Here is a 19,971-nt window from a genome sequence, read left to right on the forward strand (position 1 = left end):
CGGACGACCGGTGCGCTCGGCGCCGGTGCGGTCGCCTCGGCGAGGCATTCCTCCTTCTGGTAGCTCCCGATGTCGAAGGTGTCGTCGGGCAGGCGGACGAGGAAGCGCTCGGCGATCTCGAACAGCAGCAGGTCCGGCTTCACCGCTTCGACGTAGCTCCAGTCGATGCTCGACGACCAGACGAAGTGGACCTCGCGGAAGGTCTCGGCGATCAGGCCGCTGAGCATGATCGGCGCGAAATGCGCGTAGGAATCCCCGAACAGCACGACCGTCCGGGGGTCGGCCTCCGGCGTCTCGTTGCGATAGCGGACGTGCGCGCCGACATGGAGATCGACGGCCCGGCCAGCGGCCTCGTAGGCCTCGACCAGCGGGCTCGCGTAGACGCGGTGGGCGTTGAGGTCGATCTTCCCGTGAAGCGCGGTCTCGATCGGCCGGCTCGGCAGCTTCGTGCCGAGGTCGCGCACGGAGGTGACTTCGTAGCGCTGGCGCCCGTCGAGATCGGCGGGGGGCACCGCCCCGCAGGCGTGCATCAGGACACGGTAGGCGAGGAGGCAGCCCTCGTAGTTCCAGTGCGTGTCGGTCCGGTAGTAGAGCGGCACCGGCCCGTTGCGGCCGGCGCGCAGGGGCGCCAGGAGATCGACGAAGGCCGGATTGTCGATGAGCCGCCGGGCCAGGGCGCGCGCGGGCGAGCGGCGCGGATTGTAATCGAGGTCCCGGGTGCGGTCGTCGTAGACCGAGAGCTTCTCGGGCACGACGACGTGCAGGTAGCGGATGCCCAGGGCCCGCGCCCGGGCGGCCCGGGCCTCGATCAGCCGGCGCCAGCCCCGCAGGAGCCGCCAGCGGGCGAAGGTCGCGCGGTACTGTTCGAGGACGCCGTTGGTCCCGCCGATCAGAAAGAGCCAGCCATCCCGCCCCTCATGCACGAAGTCCCGATGTTTGTGCCGCATGAGGGGCTCTCTAGCCGCCCCCGGCGATGCTGAACAGGCCATGCAACCGGGCGCCCGGCCTGCGGAGCGCAGGTGCGCCGGCACCGGCTCGCCCGGCCGCCGCGACTGGACGGGACAGCGATGCGCGCCATCTCAACGCGAGCATGACCCAGCCCGATCCGAATCCCGCCCCGCTGATCCTGACGCTCGCGATGGATCCCGACACCTTCGCGCGGTTCGACGGCCTGCGCCGGCAGCACTTTCCGCCGGCACTGAATCGTATCCCGGCGCACGCGACGCTGTTTCATCACCTGCCCGGCCTCCACGAACCCGGCATCGTCGAGACCCTCGCGGCTCTGATGCGCACGCAAGCGCCGCCCGAGGTCGCGGTGACTGGCCTGCGCTTCACCGGGCGCGGGGTCGCCTACGTGTTGGCGTCCGAGGCTCTGTCGGCGTTCCGAGCCCGGCTCGTCGAGCATTTCGAGCCCCTGGAGGACGGCCTGACCGCGCAGGACCGCCAGGGCTGGCGCCCGCACGTCACGGTCCAGAACAAGGTCGATCCCGCCACCGCCCGGGCGCTGCACGCGAACCTGGAGACGACGTTCGCGCCGTTCCGGTTCACCGCCCCCGGACTGGTGCTCTGGCGCTATCTCGGTGGACCCTGGGAGCGCCGTGCCACGGTCTCGTTCGGATAGGGGTTTTCCTGGCCGGCACGCCGGGGCAGAGTTTCGCCTCGATCTTAAGGTTTCTCGCGCCCATTCCGGCGCCCTCGCGCTTCGAAGACCATTCCATGACAGCCCTGCCCTCCGGCTACCGGAACAATCCGCTCGTCAGCCGGGTCAATGCCCTTCGCCTCGCGCTTCGCCTCAACGAGGTCGGTCCCGTCATCGCGCTCCTGGCCGTGAGCCTGCTCGGCTACGGCTTCTTCGTGCTGGCCCACGAGGTCGGAGAAGGCTCCACCGCCGCCCTCGACCGCAAGATCCTGCTGGCGCTGCGTAATCCGGCCGACATCTCGGACCCGATCGGCCCGCGCTGGCTGGAAGAGACGATGCGCGACATCACGGGGCTCGGCAGCGTCTTCACCATTGTGTTCGTGACGGCGGCGGCCTGCGCCTATCTCGCGATGACCCGGCGCCGACGCATCGCGGTGTTCGTGCTGGCGGCGATCGGTGGCGGCGAGGGGGCCTCGACGGTGCTGAAGCTGTTCTATCAGCGGCCCCGGCCGGATCTCGTGCCCCACGGCATGGAGGTGTTCACCGCGAGTTTCCCGAGCGGTCACGCCATGATGTCGGCCATCGCCTATCTGACGCTGGCCAGCCTGATCGCCCGCGCCAACCGGCAGCGCGAGGTGAAGGTTCTGGTGCTGACCGTCGGCGTCTCGACGACGCTTCTGGTCGGGATCAGCCGGCTCTATCTCGGCGTGCACTGGCCGAGTGACGTGCTCGCCGGCTGGTGCGTCGGTGCCGCCTGGGCGGCCCTCTGCTGGTTCGTCGCCCTCGTTCTTCAGCAACGCGGCCAGGTCGAAGCACCGAGCACCCCCGGCAACCCGGGCGGTCCATCTTAAGCTTAACGAACATTAAACGCTTCGCGGCCGCTCCGCGACGGCAATACGGGACCACGTCTGTGTTATCACTCAGAAGCAACTCCGGAGCGGGACACATGGACGACGCAACCTCTGATCGGCGACGAGGAAACCGTCTCCGCAGTCTGCTTGGCGCCCAGATCCGCACCGCGCTCCACCTCTCCGAGACGGACTGCGTGGTGCGTGACATGGGCCCCGACGGCCTGCGCATCGCCGTGAGCGACACCGTCCCGTTGCCGGACCTGTTCGACCTCCACATCTCCAAGACCCGGCAGACCCGGCAGGTTCGCCTCGTCTGGCGCGGTGACGACTTCGTGGGCGTCAACTTCGTTCCGCCGCCTCCCGCCGCCACACCGATCCCCATCGGATTGATGCGCGACCTCCGCGCGGCGCGGCAGGAAATCGTCTCGCTGCGCCTCCAGCTGTCCCAGGCGGAACGGCAGGGCTGAATCGGAAGGGCTGAGTCGGAAGGCTGAACCGGGCGCGGCGGCGTTCCGGTCGCGTCACGCCGCCGCGTGCGCCGGAACCGGGTTTCCTCGCGTCACGTTCCCGCTGGGACGGGTCGGCGGCCATGGGTTGCCGCGTCCCATGCCCCGGAACCGGCAGCGAGCTTCATGACGGACGACACCCCGCTCTCCCGCCGCACCATCCTTCGCGCCGGCAGCGTCACCCTGACCGGGCTTGCGCTCGGGGCGACGGGTGCCGCCGCGCAATCCGGTCCGCCCGGTCCCTCGGTCCCGGCCGATACCGGCGCGGTGCAGGGCGCCAAGGTGATGTTCCCGAACTGGCGCGGCCCCGGCGACCGGACGCCGACGCCGCCGCCCGCGCCGATGCCGCCGGGCAAGCGCGTGGGCTTTGCCATCGTCGGCCTCGGCCGACTGAGCTTGGAGGAGATTCTGCCGGCCTTCGGCGAGACCAAGCGTGCGCGTGTCGTCGCGCTGGTGTCGGGCACGCCCGCCAAGGCGAAGCTGGTGGCCGAACAATACGGAATCGCTCCGGAGGCGGTCTACGGCTACGACGAATGGGACCGGCTGGCACGCAATCCCGAGGTGCAGGCGGTCTACGTGGTGACCCCGAACGCGGTCCATCGCGGCGACGTCCTGGCCGCCGCGAAAGCCGGCAAGCACGTGCTCTGCGAGAAGCCGATGGCGGCCTCCTCCGCCGAGGCGCGCGACATGATCGCGGCCTGCGCGGCGGCCAAGGTCAAGCTGATGATCGCCTATCGCTGCCAGTACGAGCCCTACAATCGCGAGGTCGTGCGGATCGCCCGCTCGGGGACGTTCGGAAAGCCGCGCCTGATCCAGGCCTTCAACGGCCAGACCACGGGGCTGCCCCAGCAATGGCGCCTGAAGAAGGCGCTGGCCGGCGGCGGCGCCCTGCCGGATATCGGCCTCTACTGCCTCAACGGCGTCCGGGCGCTCACGGGCGAGGAGCCGGTCTCGATCGAGGCGCAGATCCATTCGCCCTCGGGCGATGCGAAGTTCGCGGAGGTCGAGGAGACCGTCGCCTTCACCCTGCGCTTTCCCTCGCAGGTCATCGCCCAGTGCCTGACGAGCTACGGCGTGCACGAGTCGCGCCGGCTCCAGCTTCACACCGAGCAGGCCGACATCGACCTGCAGAACGCGTTCGCCTATCGCGGCCAGCGCCTCGTCGTGGCGCGGTCGGACGGTCAGGCGGAGTCGCAGGACACCCGGATCCTGACCCAGAAGAACCAGTTCGCGCTGGAGATCGACCACATGGCCCGCTGCATCCAGGAGGATCGGCGGCCGCGCACGCCCGGCGAGGAGGGCCTTCAGGATCACGTCCTCATGGAGGCGATCTACGAGGCGGCGCGCACGGGCAAGCCCGTCACGGTCGGCCCGCCCCCGGGCTCCAGCGGCGGCCTCGATGTCACGCGCGGTCCCGAACTCGACGAAGCCGGCTGATCCTCAACCCGGAGCGGTTGCGCGAGCGTCATGCGGCAGGGCTAAGCTGAGGCCGCACCGCGCAGGATTGCGAGACGTTTGGCCCGCCTTCACGACGCCCCCCTGTTCCGGAGACCGGCCCCCGCCCTTCGCGCGGGTGTGGCGCTGCTTCTCCTGTGCTGGGCGCGCCCCGCCGGGGCCGAGACCTCGGCGGAAACGGCCGCTCGCCTCGCCATCGAGGGACGCGCGATCGGCTCGGCCCGCGGTGCGGGCGGCGACCCGCAGACCTCGGTCGCCCAGTCGGTCACCTCGTCCCGGCCTTCCGCCAATCTCGATACCTCGATCCAGGATCAGCTCGGCGCCGCCGGCGACCCTTTCGGCTTCCGGGCCTACCTCAAGGATCGGGGCCTCACCTACAGCCTGACCTATATCGGCGAGGGTCTCGGCAACGTCTCCGGGGGCTTTCGCCGGCGCGGCATCTATGAGGGCCTGCTCGACCTCGAGATCGACGTGGACCTCGGCCCCCTGCTCGGCTGGACGGGCGCGGCCCTCCACACCAACCTCTTCCAGATCCACGGCGCCGGCCTCTCGCACGGCGCCATCGGCAACCTCATCACGGTGAGCGGCATCGAGGCGCTGCCGTCCTCGCGGGTCTACGAATTGTGGTTCGAGCAGAAGCTCTTCGGCGAGCAGTTCGGCTTGAAATTCGGGCAGATCGCCGCCGACACCGAGTTCGCCGTGACCCAGACCGGCACGGTGTTCGTGAACTCCACCTTCGGCTGGCCGAACAACATGGCGGTGGTGATCCCGAGCGGCGGGCCGATCTACCCCCTCGCGGTTCCGGGCGTGCGCGGAAAGTACGTCCCCAACGCCAACCTGTCGTTCCAGGTCGGGCTGTTCGACGGCGACCCGGCCGGGCCGGCGCGCGGCAATCGTGATCCCGATCCACAGCGTCGCAACCGCACCGGCACCAACTTCCGCACCGACGACCCCGCCCTGGTGATCGCCGAGGCCTCCTACGCCTACAACATCGAGGCCGGCAGCACCGGCGAGGCGGGCACGGTCACGCTCGGCGGCTGGTATCATTTCGGGCGCTTCGACAGCCTGCGGACCGACAGCGCCGGGACGTCCCTCGCCGCCCCGTCGAGCACCGGCATCGCCCGGCGCTTCCGTGGACAGGCGGGGCTCTACGGCCTCGTCGACCAGACCATCTATCGCGAGCCCGACGACCCGAACGACGGCGCCAGCGTGTTCCTGCGCGCCTCTGGCTCACCCGCCGACCGCAGCCTCGTGGATTTCTACGCCGATGTCGGCATCGCCTACAAAGGCCTGCTGCCCGGCCGCTCGGACGATACGGTGGGCCTCGCCTTCGGCCTGTCGCGGATCTCACCCGAGGCGCGTGGCCTCGACACCGACGCGATCCTGGCCACCGGCCTCGTCACGCCCCGGCGCAGCAGCGAGGCGGTGCTGGAGGCGACCTACCAGGCCGTGCTCGGGCCCGGCGTCACCCTCCAGCCGGACTTCCAGTACGTGTTTCGCCCAGGCGGCGGCATCCCAAACCCGCGCGAGGCGAACGGTGCCCGCATCCGCAACGCGGCGGTGTTCGGCCTGCGCGGGACGATCCGGTATTGAGCCTCACTCCGCCGCCGGTGCGTGCAGCGACAGGAGGCGGGCCGTGCGGGCGTGGTCCACGGCCCGCCCCCCCTCCGGCCCGATCTCGCCGAGGTTGCGCCGCTCGTCGTTGATCGCGGCGTGCACGGCGTCGATGGCGAGGATCAGGGCGCTCACGGTGCGGTTGTCGATGTTGCGCTCGCGGGCATGCTGGACGACGTCGGCCACGAGGTCGTCGGTCTCGCGCACGAGGCGGTCGAGGTCGGCCTTGCAGGTCGCGGCGCGAACCTCGCGCAGGATGTCGAGGAGCCGGTCGAGGACGACGTCGATGCGCTCGCGGCGCTTGCGGGCGAGGCGCTGGGCGAGCCAGGCGAAGCCCGAGCCGACGGTGCCGCCGAAGAAGGCGAGGAGGTAGATGTAATCCTCGTAGCGCTCGAACATCGTCTGCTGTTCGCGCTCGAAATAGTCCACCGCGCCGGGATGGTTCGGCAGGCGGGCGCTGGTGGCCGCCACCGTGGAGTCGAAATCCGGGGCCTTCATCAGGTTGGCGATGGGCGCCAGCGGAGCGAGCTTCGAGCGCCACTCGAAGAGGTGCTGGGTCACCGATGCCACGGTGAAGCGGCTCACGCTGCCGCGCGCCATCAACCGGTAGGAGGCGCCCACCGTCTTCACGTCCTCGTCGGGGCGCTTGGGACGGCCGCCGAAGGTGCCGGCCGGGATCGTCACGGATTGGAGTTCCGGCATCCGCTGGATGATCGCCTCGCCGTCCGAGACCGCGACGAAGCTGATCTTCTTCTCGGGCGAGCCGGCCTCCACGGCGCGCACCGTCGAGATCGCGGATTTCGAGGCCGGGGCGGCGATGACCGCCACGGCGTCGACGCGGCCTTCAGCGATGGCGCTGGTGACCTCGTTCGGCTTGAGCGGGATCAGGGCGACGCGGCCCGGACCGAGACCGGGCTCGGAGCCGACCTCCGCGTCGACCTGGGGCACGAAGTCGTAGAAGCCGAGGAGGTTCGTCAGGAAGGGCAGGTCCGCCGCGTGCCGCTCCACCACGCCGAGGCGCTTGCGCGCGAGATCGGCAAAGCTCTCGAGGCCGGCGGCCTCGGGGGCGGCGATCAGCAGGGCCTCGTCGTGCAGAATGGCGAGCGTGAGCCCGTTCTCGGGCAGGTGCACGTCGGGGCGCACCACCGCGAGGTCGGCCTTGTTGCGCTGAAGCGCCTCGGAACTGTCGCGAACGTCGTCGTAGAAATCCAGCTTGAGGCGGACATCCTCACGGCCTCGGGTGAGGGCCTGGGCGTAGGTCTGCAGCAGCGTGGCCTCGGCGCCCTCGCGCGGGCCGACCGCCACCGTGAGCGTCGTCGGCCGGGACAGGTAGACCAGCATCCCGGCCACCATGGCAAAGCCGAGGGCCAGGAGCACGAGGAGCCACTCGCGCCTCACGAAGCGTGCCGGCACGATAAGCACGAGCCGTTGTCCCGTGTCATCACCATCTAGACAGCCTGTCCCCGAAACCTGTTCGGACTATGAAGAACCGATGACACTACGAAACGTTGCGTCGCGCTACACTGCGAAAGGGTCGTCCGACGGCCGGGCCGGCCCGACCGAGGTGAAGCCGCCTCCGCCCGTGACGCCCGCCTACCTCGAGCGGGCGGCCCTGCATTATCTCGAACGCTACAGTGCATCCGTGGCGATGCTGCGGCAGACCCTGAAGCGCCGGGTCGACAAGCGCTGCCGCCTGCGCGGCGAGGAGGCGAGCGCCTTCGCGGAGGCGATCGAGGCCACGGTGGCGCGGGCGGTCAGCGCCGGCCTCGTGGACGATGCCCGCTTCACCGCCGGACGGCTGGCGGCCCTGCGCCGGCGCGGCGCCTCCGCCCGGGCCCTGTCGGCCAAGCTCGCCGCCAAGGGCGTGTCGCGCGAGGAGGTGGCCACCGCGATGGAGAACGAGCGCGAGGCGGCCGACGAGGGCGTCGATCTCGAAGAAGCCGCTGCCTTCGCCTATGCCAAGCGGCGCCGGATCGGCCCCTGGCGCCGGCCGGAAGCCCGTGAGGCCTATCGCGAACGGGATCTCGCCGCGATGGCGCGTGCCGGCTTCGGCTATGGTCTCGGGCGCCGGGTGATCGAGGCGGATTCGGAGATCTGAGCCGACGGCGCCTGCGACAACGCGGCGACGGAGAAGCCTCGGATTCGGCGGTGAAAACTTGAACGAACCGCGAACGAGGCGCATCTTCCGGGCATGGACGAAACGCTCGCGAAGAAGCTGCGCATCCTTGCGGATGCCGCCAAGTACGACGCCTCGTGCTCGTCCTCCGGGGCGCCGAAACGCACGGCGGGCAAGGGCGAACTCGGCTCGACCACGGGCGCCGGCATCTGCCACGCGTACACGCCGGACGGGCGCTGCATCTCGCTCCTGAAGATCCTGCTGACGAATTACTGCCTGTTCGACTGCGCCTATTGCGTCAATCGTCGCTCGTCGAACGTGCAACGGGCGAAGTTCAGCGTCGAGGAGGTCGTGACCCTCACGGTGGAGTTCTACAAGCGCAACTACATCGAGGGCCTGTTCCTCTCGTCCGGCATCATCAAGTCGCCCGACCACACCATGGAACTGATGACGCGGGTGGCCAAATCCCTGAGGCGCGACCACGGCTTTCGCGGCTACATCCACCTGAAGTCGATCCCGGAAGCGAGCCCGTGGCTGATCGAGGAGGCGGGCCTGTACGCCGACCGGCTATCGATCAACGTCGAGCTTCCCACGGAGGCGAGCCTGGAGCGCCTGGCGCCCGAGAAGGACGGCGCCGTCATCCAGAAGGCCATCGCACAGATCGGCGAGCGGATCGTCGAGGCGAAGGCCGAGAAGCGCCGGTTCTCGCCGGCCGGGCAATCGACGCAGGTCATCGTCGGCGCGGATGCGACCACCGACGAAGCGCTGATCCGCAAGAGCGCGCTTCTCTACGGCTCGTACAACCTGAAGCGGGTCTATTACTCCGCCTTCAGCCCGATCCCCGACGGCTCGACCATCCTGCCGCTGAAATCGCCCCCGCTGCAGCGCGAACACCGCCTCTACCAGGGCGACTGGCTGCTGCGGTACTACGGCTTCACCCCCGACGACGTCGCCGACGCGACCGAGGACGGGATGCTCTCCCTCGACATCGACCCGAAGCTCGCCTGGGCCCTCAAGCACCGCGCGCGCTTCCCCCTCGACGTCAACGTCGCCGATCGCGAGATGCTGCTGCGGGTGCCGGGCCTCGGCGCGCGGGCGGTGGACAAGATCATCCGGGCGCGGCGCCACACCCGGCTGCGCCTCGACGACGTGGCGCGGCTCACCTCGGCGCTCAAGCGGGCGCGGCCCTTCCTCATCACCGCCGACTACCATCCGGCGGGCGGCCTCACCGACCGGCTCGATCTGCGGGCGCGGCTGGCCGATCCGCCCAAGCAGTTGAGCCTGTTCTGAGGATGGGGGATCCGGAGACGTCCCCGTCCCCCTCGGCAGGGGCGTTTGGAAACGCGCCCCTCGAAGCCGTCTTCCTCCGCGCGGGCGCCGACCTCGACGGGTTCCGCGCCGCCGCGCGCCGCCTCGCCGGCCGGAACGTGCCCCCGGAGCGGGTGCTCTGGTCCATCGGCGAGGCGCCGGGGCTGTTCGGAGCGGCCGTGGAGGTCGAGGCCACGCAAAGCCCGTTGAGCCTCCCGCGCGGGGTCGCCGAGATGGTGGGCTCCGTGGTGCCCCATCGCGACCACGAGCGTTACGCGCTCCTCTACGAGCTGATCTGGCGCATCCTGCATGGCGAGCGCCGGCTCCTGGAGGTGTCGAGCGATCCCCTGGTCCATCGGCTGGAGCGGATGCGCAAGGCGATCGGCCGCGACCTGCACAAGATGCACGCCTTCCTGCGCTTCCGCCGGGTCGAGGGAGAAGACCCGGAGCGCTTCGTGGCCTGGTTCGAACCCGACCACCATATCCTGGCCGCCGCCGCCCCGTTCTTCGTCGGGCGTTTCCGGGGGCTCGAATGGACCATCCTGACGCCGGAGGCGTCCGTGCATTGGGACCGGACGACTCTGACCTTCGGCCCGCCGGGACGCCGCGAGGACGCACCCACCCATGACGGCTTCGAGGCGGGCTGGCGCGACTATTACGAGAGCACGTTCAACCCCGCCCGCACCAACCTCACCGCCATGCGGGCGGAGATGCCGAAGAAGTACTGGCGCAACATGCCCGAGACCGCCGCGATCCCGGGCCTCGTCCGGCAGGCGGCGGCCCGCACCGGCGCCATGATCGAGAGGGAGCCGCAGATGCCGGTCAAGCGAAACCCCGCCCGCGCCGTCGCGGCCATGGCCGACCAGGGCCCGGATTCACTGGAGGCGCTCAACGCCATCATCAAGCGCTCGGAGCCCCTCGTGCCCGGCGCGACGCAAGCCGTGCTGGGCGAGGGGCCGGTCGGTGCCACCATCGCGTTCGTGGGCGAGCAGCCGGGCGACCAGGAGGACCGCCAGGGGCGTCCCTTCGTGGGGCCCGCCGGGCAATTGCTGTCGCGCGCGATGGACGAGGCCGGGATCGCGCGCGGGGAGGCCTACCTCACCAATGCGGTCAAGCACTTCAAGTTCGAGGAGCGCGGCAAGCGCCGCATCCACCAGAAGCCCACCGCCGGCGAGGTCAGCCACTATCGCTGGTGGCTCGAGCGGGAACTCGACTTCGTCGCGCCGAAGCTCGTGGTGGCGCTCGGCGCCACCGCCGTGCTGGCTCTCACGGGCAAGGCGATCCCGATCACCCGGGCGCGCGGCCCGGCGGCGTTCGAAAAGCCCTATTCGGGCTTCATCACCGTGCACCCCTCCTACCTGCTGCGCCTGCCCGACGAGGCCAAGGCGGAGGCCTACGCCGCCTTCGTCGCGGATCTCAGGCGGGTGCACGAACTCGGGCGGTCCCTGCAAGGCTAGGGCGTCAGCCTTCTTCGTCCTTGTGCGGGCGCAGTTCCGGGGCGCCGTGGTCGATCTCGGCCTCGACGGGGGCGGAGCGGCTTTCCACGCGCGTGCTATCGACGAAGATGCGGGCCTCGCCCTCCTTCAGCCCGAGGCTGCGCAGCGCGTAGAGGGTCATGCCGAAGGCGAGCTCCCGCTCCGCCATCAGGACGAGGCCGACGCCCTGCTCCTCGAAATGCCGACGCTCGCCGTCGTTGTGCGTCCGCACCAGGGTGTCGATCCGGGGATTGGCCTCGCGGGCGAGTTCGACGATGCGCCGGGTGGTGTGGGCCTCGGGTGTGGCCACCACGATCAGCCGGGCCTCGGCGATATCGGCGGCCTGGAGGATGCCCGGCATCGTGGCGTCACCGAACACCGCCTCGGTGCCGTCCCGGCGCAGGTCGAGGACCCGGCGGCGGTCGCGGTCGAGGACGATGTATGGCAGGTCCCAGGCTTTCAGGGCCGTGGCGATGGTGCTGCCGACGCGGCCGTAGCCGACGATGATCGCGTGGCCGCGATGGGACTGGCCGTCCGTCGTGACCGTGAGCGCGTCCGCCCCCTTGCGCTCGAAGCGGGCGGCGAGGTTCGGCCTCTCGGCGACCTTGCGCGCGACCCAGTCGGTGAGCGCGAAGAACAGCGGGTTGAGGGTGATCGACAGGATGGCGCCGCCGAGGATGAGGTCGCGCCCCTCCTCCGGCAGCAGCTTCAGGGACAGGCCGAGGCTGACGAGGATGAACGAGAATTCGCCGATCTGGGCGAGACTCGCCGCGATGGTGAGCGCGGTCCCCAGCGGATGCCGGAAGACGAGCACGATCGCCACCGCCGCCAGCGACTTGCCGACGAGAATGATGCCGAGCACGGCCAGCACCGAGAGCGGCTCGCGGATCAGGATGCCGGGATCGAACAACATGCCGACGGAGACGAAGAACAGGACCGCGAAGGCGTCCTGCAACGGCAGGGAATCGGCCGCCGCCTGATGGCTGAGGTCCGATTCGGCGAGCACCATGCCGGCGAAGAACGCACCGAGCGCGAAGGAGACCCCGAAGAGTTCCGCCGATCCGAAGGCGATGCCGAGCGCCAGGGCCAGCACCGCCAGGGTGAAGAGTTCGCGCGAGCCCGTGCGCGCCGCCTGATCGAGGAGCCAGGGTACGAAGCGCCGCCCGAACACCAGCATCACGGCGGTGAAGAGGCCGACCTTGGCGAGCGTCAGCCCGAGGGTGAGCCAGAGGTTGCCGTCGCCCGCGTGATGCGCGGCGCCCGCACCGTCGCCTCCGAGGGAGGGGGCGAGTGCGGGCAGCAGCACGAGGGCCAGCACCATCGCCAGATCCTCGACGATGAGCCAGCCCACCGCGATGCGGCCCTTGTCGCTGTCCAGAAGCTGGCGTTCCTCGAGCGCGCGCAGCAGCACCACCGTGCTCGCCACCGAGAGCGCGAGGCCGAAGACGAGGCCGGCGCCGAGTCCCCAGCCCCAGGCCAGCGCGAGCGCCCCGCCCATGACGGTGGCCGCCACGATCTGCACGATGGCGCCGGGCAGCGCGATGGTGCGCACCGCCATCAGGTCCTTGATCGAGAAGTGCAGGCCGACGCCGAACATCAGCAGGATGACGCCGATCTCGGCGAGCTGGCCGGCGAGCGCGCTGTTGCCCACGAAGCCCGGCGTGTAGGGGCCGACGAGGACGCCCGCGAGGAGATAGCCCACCAGCGGCGGCAGGCGCAGGCGCTGCGCCAGCATTCCGCAGACGAAGGCCAGCACGAGGCCCAGGGCGATGATGGCGATCAGCTCGGTCGCGTGCGGCACGGGTCGGGGATCTCCGGGGCGAAAACAGGGACACATGGGCCGTGACGCCTGCCGCCGCCGAGGGCAAGCCGAGATCCACCCTCACGTCCGCGCGGCGTCGAAAAATCCGCACGCTGCGGTTTTCCGGGTGCCGCGACGCACAACGCCCGATCCGAAGCCGGGCTTTCTCGGATTAAGCACGGCGCCCCGGCGCGCTCGCATTTCCGTGAGGTGCCATGAAACCCGCAGCCGCCACGCTTCGTTGTCGAGGCAAGATATGCGGGCGCGACGGGCGCGCGCCTCATCTTGCGAAGACGATCCATCCGACGGGGCAGACGATCGATGACATCACCGCGCGACCGATCGACTGTGCCGAGCACAACCGATACTAGAAACTCGACGATCTGGACCGTGGCCCTCGCCACCGCGCTCCTCGGCTTCGTCGCGCTCCCGCGCCGCGCGGGTGGTGCCGCCCCGGCGCGCGGGATACCGGCGGATCCGACGCGCAAGCCGTCCCCGTCCCATGCCGGCGCCGACGCGCGCCGGGTGGCCGACAGCGAGCCGGACCGCGGCCGCAAGGCACGCACGCCCTCCGAGATTCCGGCCAAGGGCTGGAAGGACATCGGGATGCGGGTGTTCCACGACGTCTCGGAGAACAACATCGTCTCGGTGGCCGCCGGGGTGACGTTCTACGTGCTGCTGGCGATCTTCCCCGCGGTCGCCGCGCTGGTCTCCTGCTACGGGCTGGTGGCGGATGTCGCCACCATCAACGAGCACCTGCAAAGCCTCCAGGGCGTCATTCCCTCCGGGGCCCTGGAAATCATCGGGGACCAGGTCAAGCGCATCGCCGAGAAGGGCGACACCACCCTGGGGCTGACCTTCTTCACCGGCATCGTGCTGTCGCTGTGGAGCGCCAACGGCGGCATGAAGGCGGTCTTCTCCGCCCTCAACATCGTCTACGAGGAGCGCGAGAGCCGCAGCTTCATCTGGCTGAACCTGCGCTCGCTGGCCTTCACCGCCGGTGCGCTCCTGTTCATCATCCTGGCGCTCGTCGGGATCGTGGTGGTGCCGGCGGCCATCGCCATCATCGGGCTGAGTTCGGAGGCCTGGTACATCGCCCTGCTGCGCTGGCCGGTGCTTCTCGTCGTGGTGCTGGGCGGCCTCGCCCTGCTCTACCGCTACGGCCCCAGCCGCGACGCGCCGCGCTGGCGCTGGGTGACCTGGGGCAGCGCCATCGCGGCGGTGGCCTGGCTCGCCACCTCGCTCGGCTTCTCCTGGTACGTCTCCAATTTCGGCAAGTACAACGAGACCTACGGCTCGCTGGGCGCGGTGATCGGCTTCATGACCTGGATCTGGATCTCGACCACGATCGTGCTCATCGGCGCCGAGATCAACGCCGAGATGGAGCACCAGACCGAGGCCGACACCACGCGCGGCCCGGAGCAGCCGCTGGGCACGCGGGACGCGCGGATGGCGGATACCGTGGGGGCGGCGGGCTGATCGCTCGCGTCAAAGCGCGCTCCTCGGCGTCGAGGGACGTAGCACTTCGACGAGGTGCGCTCTAGACATGGGCCGTTCCCCCTCAGACGCGTGATCCCAATGACCGCCGAGACGTCCTCCGAGCAAAAGCCCGTCGGCCCCGGCGATCAGATCATCCTGGTGGACGGCTCCTCGTTCATCTTCCGCGCCTACTTCCAGTCGATCAACCAAGACCAGAAGTACAACACCCGGCCCTCGGATGGCCTGCCCACCGGTGCGGTGCGCCTGTTCTGCACCAAGATCGCCCAGTTCGTGCAGGAGGGGGCGGCCGGCGTGATGCCGACCCATCTGGCCATCGTGTTCGACAAGTCGGAGGGCTCGTTCCGCAAGGAGATGTTCCCCGACTACAAGGGCCACCGGCCCGACGCGCCGGACGACCTCAAGCGTCAGATGCCGCTGATGCGCGATGCGGTGCGGGCCTTCGGGCTCCAGCCGATCGAGCTCATCCGCTACGAGGCCGACGACCTCATCGCCACCTATTCGCGCCAGGCCGAAGCCCGGGGAGCGGGCGTCATCATCGTCTCTTCCGACAAGGACCTGATGCAGCTCGTCGGGCCCCTGGTGCGGTTCTACGACTTCGAATCCGGCTCCAAGGGCAAGCCCGGCTACCGGCCCGAGCGCAACCTCGACCGCGACGCGATCATCGCCAAGTGGGAAGGTCTGAACCCCGAGCAGATCGGCGACGCCCTGGCGCTCATCGGCGACACCTCCGACAACGTGCCCGGCGTGCCCGGCATCGGCCTGAAGACGGCCGCCGCGCTGATCAAGGAATATGGCAGCCTCGACGCGCTGCTGGATCGGGCGGCCGAGATCAAGCAGCCCAGGCGCCGGGAGACGCTTCTGGCCAGCATCGACCAGGCCCGGCTCTCGCGAAAGCTCGTGGCGCTGGAAGAGAACGTCCCCGTTCCGGTGCCGCTGGACGACCTGCGCCTGCCGAAACCCGACCCCCAGAAACTCGTCGGCTTCCTGAAGGCGATGGAGTTCAACACCCTGACGCGGCGCATCGCGCAGATGCTGCACGTCGATCCGGAGGCGGTGCAGCCCGACCCGGCCCTATTGCCCAACCGTGAGCCCGAGCCCGACGCACCCTTCTTCGCCGACGCCCGGGTCCTTCCCGGAGCCCTCGGCGATCCGGTCCCGCTCGACCCCGAAACGGCGGCCGGGCCGGCCGGCGGCGAGGTCGATCCCTTCGCGGATCTCGGCCTGCCCGACGTCGCCCCGAAGCCGCGCGGCCCCTCCGAGCCGACGCCCGCCAACCTCGTCGCGGCGCGGGCCACCGAATCCGTCAAGCCGTTCGACACGGCGGCCTACGAAACCATCCAGTCCGTGGAGCAGCTCGACGCCTGGATCGCGGAGGCCGAGGAGGCGGGCGTCATCGCCGTCGACACCGAGACGGATTCGCTGGACGCCAACAACGCCAACCTCGTCGGCGTGTCCCTCTGCGTGGCACCGGGGCGCGCGGCCTACATTCCGCTGCGGCACGTCGAGCCGATCAAGGGCGCGGACGGCGATCTCTTCGGTGACGCCAAGGCCGCGACGGACGTGTTCCAGGCGGCCGCCGGGCAGATCGCCCTGGATGCGGTGATCGCCCGGCTGAAGCCGCTCCTGGAAAATCCGGGCGTGCTCAAGGTCGGCCAGAACCTCAAATACGACCTCGCCGTGCTCACCCGCTACGGCATCCGCGTCGCGCCCTTCGACGACACCATGTTGATCTCCTACGTGCTCGACGCCGGCAAGGGCGGGCACGGCATGGACGAGCTCGCCCGCCGGCACCTCGGCCACCAGCCCATCACCTTCTCGGACGTCGCCGGAACGGGCCGGGCCAAGATCACCTTCGACCGGGTCGCGCTGGACAAGGCGACCGCCTACGCCGCGGAGGACGCCGACGTCACCTTGCGCCTGTGGCGGATGATGAAACCCCGCCTCGCCGCCGAGAAGCGCCTCACGGTCTACGAGACCCTGGAGCGCCCCCTGGTGCCGGTGGTGGCCCGGATGGAGGCGCAGGGCATCCGCATCGACCGCAACATGCTCAGCCGCCTGTCCGGCGACTTCTCCCAGATCCTGGTACGCCTGGAGGAGGAGATCCAGGACGATGCCGGCGAAAAATTCCAGGTCTCGTCCCCGAAGCAGATCGGCGACATCCTGTTCGGCAAGATGGGTTTGCCCGGCGCCAAGAAGACGCCCTCGGGCCAGTGGGCGACGCCCGCCACCCTGCTGGAGGAACTCGCGCAGGCCGGACACCCGCTGCCGAAGAAGATCCTCGAATGGCGCCAGCTCGCCAAGCTGAAATCCACCTACACGGATTCGCTGCAACAGCACGCCGACCGGGAGACAGACCGGGTCCACACCTCGTTCTCGCTGGCGGCCACCACCACGGGCCGGCTCTCCTCGTCCGAGCCGAACCTGCAGAACATCCCGATCCGCACGGAAGAAGGCCGCCGCATCCGCCGCGCCTTCGTGGCGGCGGAGGGCAACCGGCTGATCTCGGCCGATTACAGCCAGATCGAGCTGCGCCTGCTCGCCCACATCGCCGACATTCCGCAGCTGCGCCAGGCCTTCGCGGACGGCATCGACATCCATGCGGCCACCGCCAGCGCGATGTTCGGCGTGCCGCTCTCCGAGATGACGCCGGACCTGAGGCGGCGCGCCAAGACCATCAATTTCGGCATCATCTACGGCATCTCGGCCTTCGGATTGGCGGATCGCCTCGGCATCGGCCGCGAGGAGGCCGGCGCCTTCATCAAGCAGTATTTCGAGCGCTTCCCCGGCATCCGGGCCTATATCGACGACACCAAGCGCCTGTGCCGGGATCTGGGCTATGTCACCACCCTGTTCGGCCGTGTCTGCCACTACCCGCAGATCCGCTCGAACAACCCGAACGAGCGGGCGAGCGTCGAGCGTCAGGCCATCAACGCCCCGATCCAGGGCTCCGCCGCCGACATCATCCGCCGGGCGATGATCCGCATGGAGGATGCGCTGAAGGCCGAGCGCCTCAACGTGCGCATGCTCCTGCAGGTCCACGACGAACTGGTCTTCGAGGCCCCCGAGGACGAGGTCGAGAAGGCCCTGCCCGTGATCACCCGCATCATGGTCGAGGCCCCCGCCCCCGCCCTGACCCTGCGGGTGCCGCTGATGGTCGAGGCCCGCGCGGCCCTGAACTGGGAAGAGGCGCATTGAAACGCGTGATCGCGCGCCTCATCCGCCATTCAGCCCTCGAACCTTCGATCGTCCCCGATCAGAACGTCACGCCCGCTCCTGGGAACAGGAAATCCGTAGCCCATGCCCTGCTCGCCCCAGGCAAGGCGACCGGTTGCATGGTACGCGCTCCGATAGATTTCCATTCCGATCTTCTGCAGCGTCAGATGCAGGGCTTGAACCGCGTCGAAGCCCGCACCGAAGCTTGATCGACGCTCGCACGGCCAACCGATCTCGTATCGGCACACCCATTCGGCACACCCATGCGGAACCATCGAATTCCGGGGCGACGATGAGGATCGGGATATCGGTGGCGGCACCCTGATCACGGTATTCCAAGACTCACCTTGCGATCATCATCTCGCATTGCCTCGCCGCTGAAAGCCGGAACCGGATGCCGGTGCGCGGTCGCAGGCGGCAGCGGTCCGCGACGCCCCTAGGTCCGCTGATCGCTCCCGACACGGCCGGCGGATGTACGGGCCGAGCAGGCCCGAGTTTCATGCCAAGAGCGTGCCTTGGAATGATGCCTCTCGGGAGAGGTCCGCCGACGATGGATCGGCGCCTCAGCTCTGGACTGGAACGCTCAGCCCCTCATCGGCAATGGATGACGGGATGGCCTCCTCCGACTCGACCCGATCGAGGAAGCCCGTGATGTCGGTGCTCAGGATCAGCGGCAGGTATTCGGCGATCCGCTCGTCCGGCCACGCCCACCAGTTCGTGCGCAGCAGCCGGGCCACGATGCCTTCGTCGAAGCGGCGACGTACCACCTTGGCGGGGTTGCCGGTCACGATCGCGTAGGGCGGCACGTCGCGCCGGACCACGGCGCCGGCCCCGATGACCGCGCCCGTGCCGATGGTCACACCCGAGAGGACGGTGCTGTTGGCCCCGAGCCAGACCTCGTCGCCGATCACCACGTCGCCGCGCGTGTCGTGATCCGGCCCGGCCGACAGGGCCTGCTCCCAGAGCCCCCCGCCGACGATGTCGGCGATGGCCTTGAACGGGTAGGTGGTCACGAGATCGGTGCGGTGGTTGCCGAGCGCGATCGTGACGTTGGGCCCGATGGAGCAGAATCGCCCGATCGTCAGGCCCGCGAGGTCCGGCTCGAGGACGCGCGGGCAGCCGTAGCTGTGCGCACCGATGGACCAGCCCCAGCGCAGGATCTCGCGCGCGAGGTGAAACCGGGTGAGATCATCGAACAGGGGCCGGGGCTCGATCATGGGGCTCTCGACGGATGACGGGTGGCGATGTGGTGCGAAAACCGGACGCTCGTGGAGTCGACGCGTGCGAAAAACACCCCCGCGAATGCAAGGCTCCAATGCGACGCAGGGTGGAACGTCGGGTCGAGCCGCGTGTTGCCGCACCGCAAAACGATCCCAACGAACGACGCCTTCACGGCGCACCAGGAGAACCCGCCATGATCAACACCAAGCTTCTTGCCGCCCTCGGCCTGTCCGTCGCCGCCCTCGCCACCCCGGCACTCGCCCAGGAGCCCCTGTCCTTCCGCGTCGCGCCGCAGTTCAACGGCAACGAGCCGGCCGTAACCGACACCTCGGACTTCCGCGCCGCCGCCCTGCGTTCGGATGCGGTCAGCATCGAGTCGAGCCGCATCGCCCTGGAGCGGTCGCGCAACCCGCGCGTGCGCCAGTACGCGCACAACGTCCTCGTCGAGCGCAAGGCCACCACGCAGGCGCTGCTGCCCGAGGGTACCTCGCTGACCGCCGGCGGCACCGTCGTGTCCGACACCCAGCCCTTCGAGACCCGCCTCGACAACCCGGTCGGCGTCGTCCTCGCCCCGGTGACGATCTCGGCGACCATCGCCCAGCGCGTGGTGGGTGGCGTCCTCGGCGGCGTCGGCCTCGTCGACAACAGCCCCTCCGAGCCCGGCCGCCGCGTCGCCATCGGCGCCGAGGGTCAGGCCCGCATCGACAGCCTGAAGTCCGCCCGCTCCGCCCGCGACTTCGACCGGACCTATGTCGACCAGCAGGCCCGCTCCGACGCCCGCACGCTCGGCCTCTACGCCGGTTACGCCCGCAACGGCGACAGCGCCCAGGGTCGCGAGTTCGCCAATCAGGCGCTCCCCTACATCGCCGGCGAGCATGCGCACTCGGCCAACCTCGCCGACCGCGTTAACTGATTTCGCCCCACTGGCTTGATTCGTTGGAGGGCCGCCCAGTCAGGGGCGGCCCTTTTCGTTCGAGGCCTCGTTCCGGATGTCAGGCAGCCGGGACGAGTTCGTCGACCGCGCCGCCGAGGGCGTCGAAATGTGCGATGACGCGGTCGGGGCCGAGTTCGGTCACGGGCACGTCCGTGTAGCCGAAGGGCACCGCCACGACCGGGATGCCGGCGGCCTTGGCCGCGTCGATGTCCGCGCGGGAATCGCCCACCATCACCGCCTGGGCGGGGTCGCCGCCGGCCCGTTCGATGGTGAGGGTGATGTGGCGCGGGTCGGGCTTGAAATAGGCAAACGTCTCGCGGCCGCAGATCGTCGCGAAG

17 protein-coding genes are annotated in these 19,971 nt (G+C 69.7%); 12 read left to right on the plus strand and 5 right to left on the minus strand.

All coding sequences use genetic code 11. The features are described 5' to 3' along the window. A partial coding sequence (locus tag JWQ05_RS19255) for a hypothetical protein (RefSeq protein WP_299662045.1) occupies positions 1–947 on the minus strand: 947 nt, incomplete at its 3' end. A 143-nt stretch (positions 948–1,090) separates the two neighbouring features. Here JWQ05_RS19255 and JWQ05_RS19260 point away from each other — a divergent pair. The 5 genes from JWQ05_RS19260 (at position 1,091) to JWQ05_RS19280 (ending at position 6,044) form a co-directional block, all read left to right on the plus strand. Then, entirely contained in the window at positions 1,091–1,621 is a 531-nt protein-coding gene (locus JWQ05_RS19260) for a 2'-5' RNA ligase family protein (protein WP_299662048.1), read from the plus strand. A gap of 95 nt (positions 1,622–1,716) precedes the next feature. Next, positions 1,717–2,490: a phosphatase PAP2 family protein gene (locus tag JWQ05_RS19265; RefSeq protein ID WP_299662051.1), complete on the plus strand. Its 774-nt coding sequence runs from the start codon at positions 1,717–1,719 to the stop codon at positions 2,488–2,490. 95 nt (positions 2,491–2,585) lie between these two features. Next, a complete protein-coding gene (locus JWQ05_RS19270) occupies positions 2,586–2,957 on the plus strand; it encodes a PilZ domain-containing protein (RefSeq protein ID WP_299662054.1) in 372 nt (123 codons plus the stop codon). 165 nt (positions 2,958–3,122) lie between these two features. Beyond that, complete coding sequence (locus JWQ05_RS19275) at positions 3,123–4,433, plus strand: Gfo/Idh/MocA family oxidoreductase (RefSeq protein ID WP_299662056.1); 1,311 nt, start codon at positions 3,123–3,125, stop codon at positions 4,431–4,433. A 78-nt stretch (positions 4,434–4,511) separates the two neighbouring features. Further along, a complete protein-coding gene (locus JWQ05_RS19280) occupies positions 4,512–6,044 on the plus strand; it encodes a carbohydrate porin (RefSeq protein WP_366944620.1) in 1,533 nt (510 codons plus the stop codon). 3 nt (positions 6,045–6,047) lie between these two features. On the opposite strand, the gene JWQ05_RS19285 is transcribed toward JWQ05_RS19280, so the two are convergent. Beyond that, on the minus strand, positions 6,048–7,463 hold the full coding sequence (locus JWQ05_RS19285; RefSeq protein ID WP_299662090.1) for a TAXI family TRAP transporter solute-binding subunit: 1,416 nt from the start codon (positions 7,461–7,463) through the stop codon (positions 6,048–6,050). 94 nt (positions 7,464–7,557) lie between these two features. Between JWQ05_RS19285 and JWQ05_RS19290 the strand changes: the two genes are divergently transcribed. The 3 genes from JWQ05_RS19290 (at position 7,558) to JWQ05_RS19300 (ending at position 10,946) form a co-directional block, all read left to right on the plus strand. Next, entirely contained in the window at positions 7,558–8,163 is a 606-nt protein-coding gene (locus JWQ05_RS19290; protein WP_299662058.1) for a RecX family transcriptional regulator, read from the plus strand. 93 nt (positions 8,164–8,256) lie between these two features. Then, positions 8,257–9,471, plus strand: coding sequence for a putative DNA modification/repair radical SAM protein (locus JWQ05_RS19295; protein ID WP_299662060.1), 1,215 nt, complete (start codon positions 8,257–8,259; stop codon positions 9,469–9,471). A 2-nt stretch (positions 9,472–9,473) separates the two neighbouring features. Next, positions 9,474–10,946, plus strand: coding sequence for a UdgX family uracil-DNA binding protein (locus JWQ05_RS19300; RefSeq protein ID WP_299662063.1), 1,473 nt, complete (start codon positions 9,474–9,476; stop codon positions 10,944–10,946). Between the two features lie 4 nt (positions 10,947–10,950). Here JWQ05_RS19300 and ybaL read toward each other — a convergent pair whose 3' ends face one another. After that, on the minus strand, positions 10,951–12,765 hold the full coding sequence (gene ybaL / locus JWQ05_RS19305) for a YbaL family putative K(+) efflux transporter (protein ID WP_299662066.1): 1,815 nt from the start codon (positions 12,763–12,765) through the stop codon (positions 10,951–10,953). A 348-nt stretch (positions 12,766–13,113) separates the two neighbouring features. On the opposite strand from ybaL, the gene JWQ05_RS19310 reads away from it, so the two are divergent. From JWQ05_RS19310 to JWQ05_RS19320, 3 genes are all read left to right on the plus strand, one after another. Next, a complete protein-coding gene (locus JWQ05_RS19310; protein WP_299662069.1) occupies positions 13,114–14,244 on the plus strand; it encodes a YihY/virulence factor BrkB family protein in 1,131 nt (376 codons plus the stop codon). A gap of 99 nt (positions 14,245–14,343) precedes the next feature. Beyond that, positions 14,344–17,460, plus strand: coding sequence for a DNA polymerase I (gene polA, locus JWQ05_RS19315; RefSeq protein WP_299662072.1), 3,117 nt, complete (start codon positions 14,344–14,346; stop codon positions 17,458–17,460). Continuing rightward, positions 17,457–17,687 carry a hypothetical protein gene (locus tag JWQ05_RS19320; protein WP_299662075.1) on the plus strand — a complete coding sequence of 77 codons (231 nt, stop codon included), beginning with the start codon at positions 17,457–17,459 and terminating at the stop codon, positions 17,685–17,687. Before polA ends, JWQ05_RS19320 begins: the two co-directional genes overlap by 4 nt. A gap of 354 nt (positions 17,688–18,041) precedes the next feature. On the opposite strand, the gene JWQ05_RS19325 is transcribed toward JWQ05_RS19320, so the two are convergent. Continuing rightward, entirely contained in the window at positions 18,042–18,695 is a 654-nt protein-coding gene (locus JWQ05_RS19325) for a CatB-related O-acetyltransferase (RefSeq protein WP_299662078.1), read from the minus strand. A gap of 197 nt (positions 18,696–18,892) precedes the next feature. On the opposite strand from JWQ05_RS19325, the gene JWQ05_RS19330 reads away from it, so the two are divergent. Further along, positions 18,893–19,612 (plus strand): DUF4142 domain-containing protein, encoded by a 720-nt coding sequence (locus JWQ05_RS19330; protein ID WP_299662081.1) that lies wholly within the window; start codon positions 18,893–18,895, stop codon positions 19,610–19,612. 79 nt (positions 19,613–19,691) lie between these two features. Here the strand turns inward: JWQ05_RS19330 and JWQ05_RS19335 are convergent. Then, positions 19,692–19,971: HAD hydrolase-like protein (locus JWQ05_RS19335; protein ID WP_299662084.1), on the minus strand; the 280-nt coding region annotated here is incomplete at its 5' end.

The sequence above is a fragment of the Methylobacterium sp. genome, from assembly GCF_028290105.1.
Taxonomy (GTDB): domain Bacteria; phylum Pseudomonadota; class Alphaproteobacteria; order Rhizobiales; family Beijerinckiaceae; genus Methylobacterium.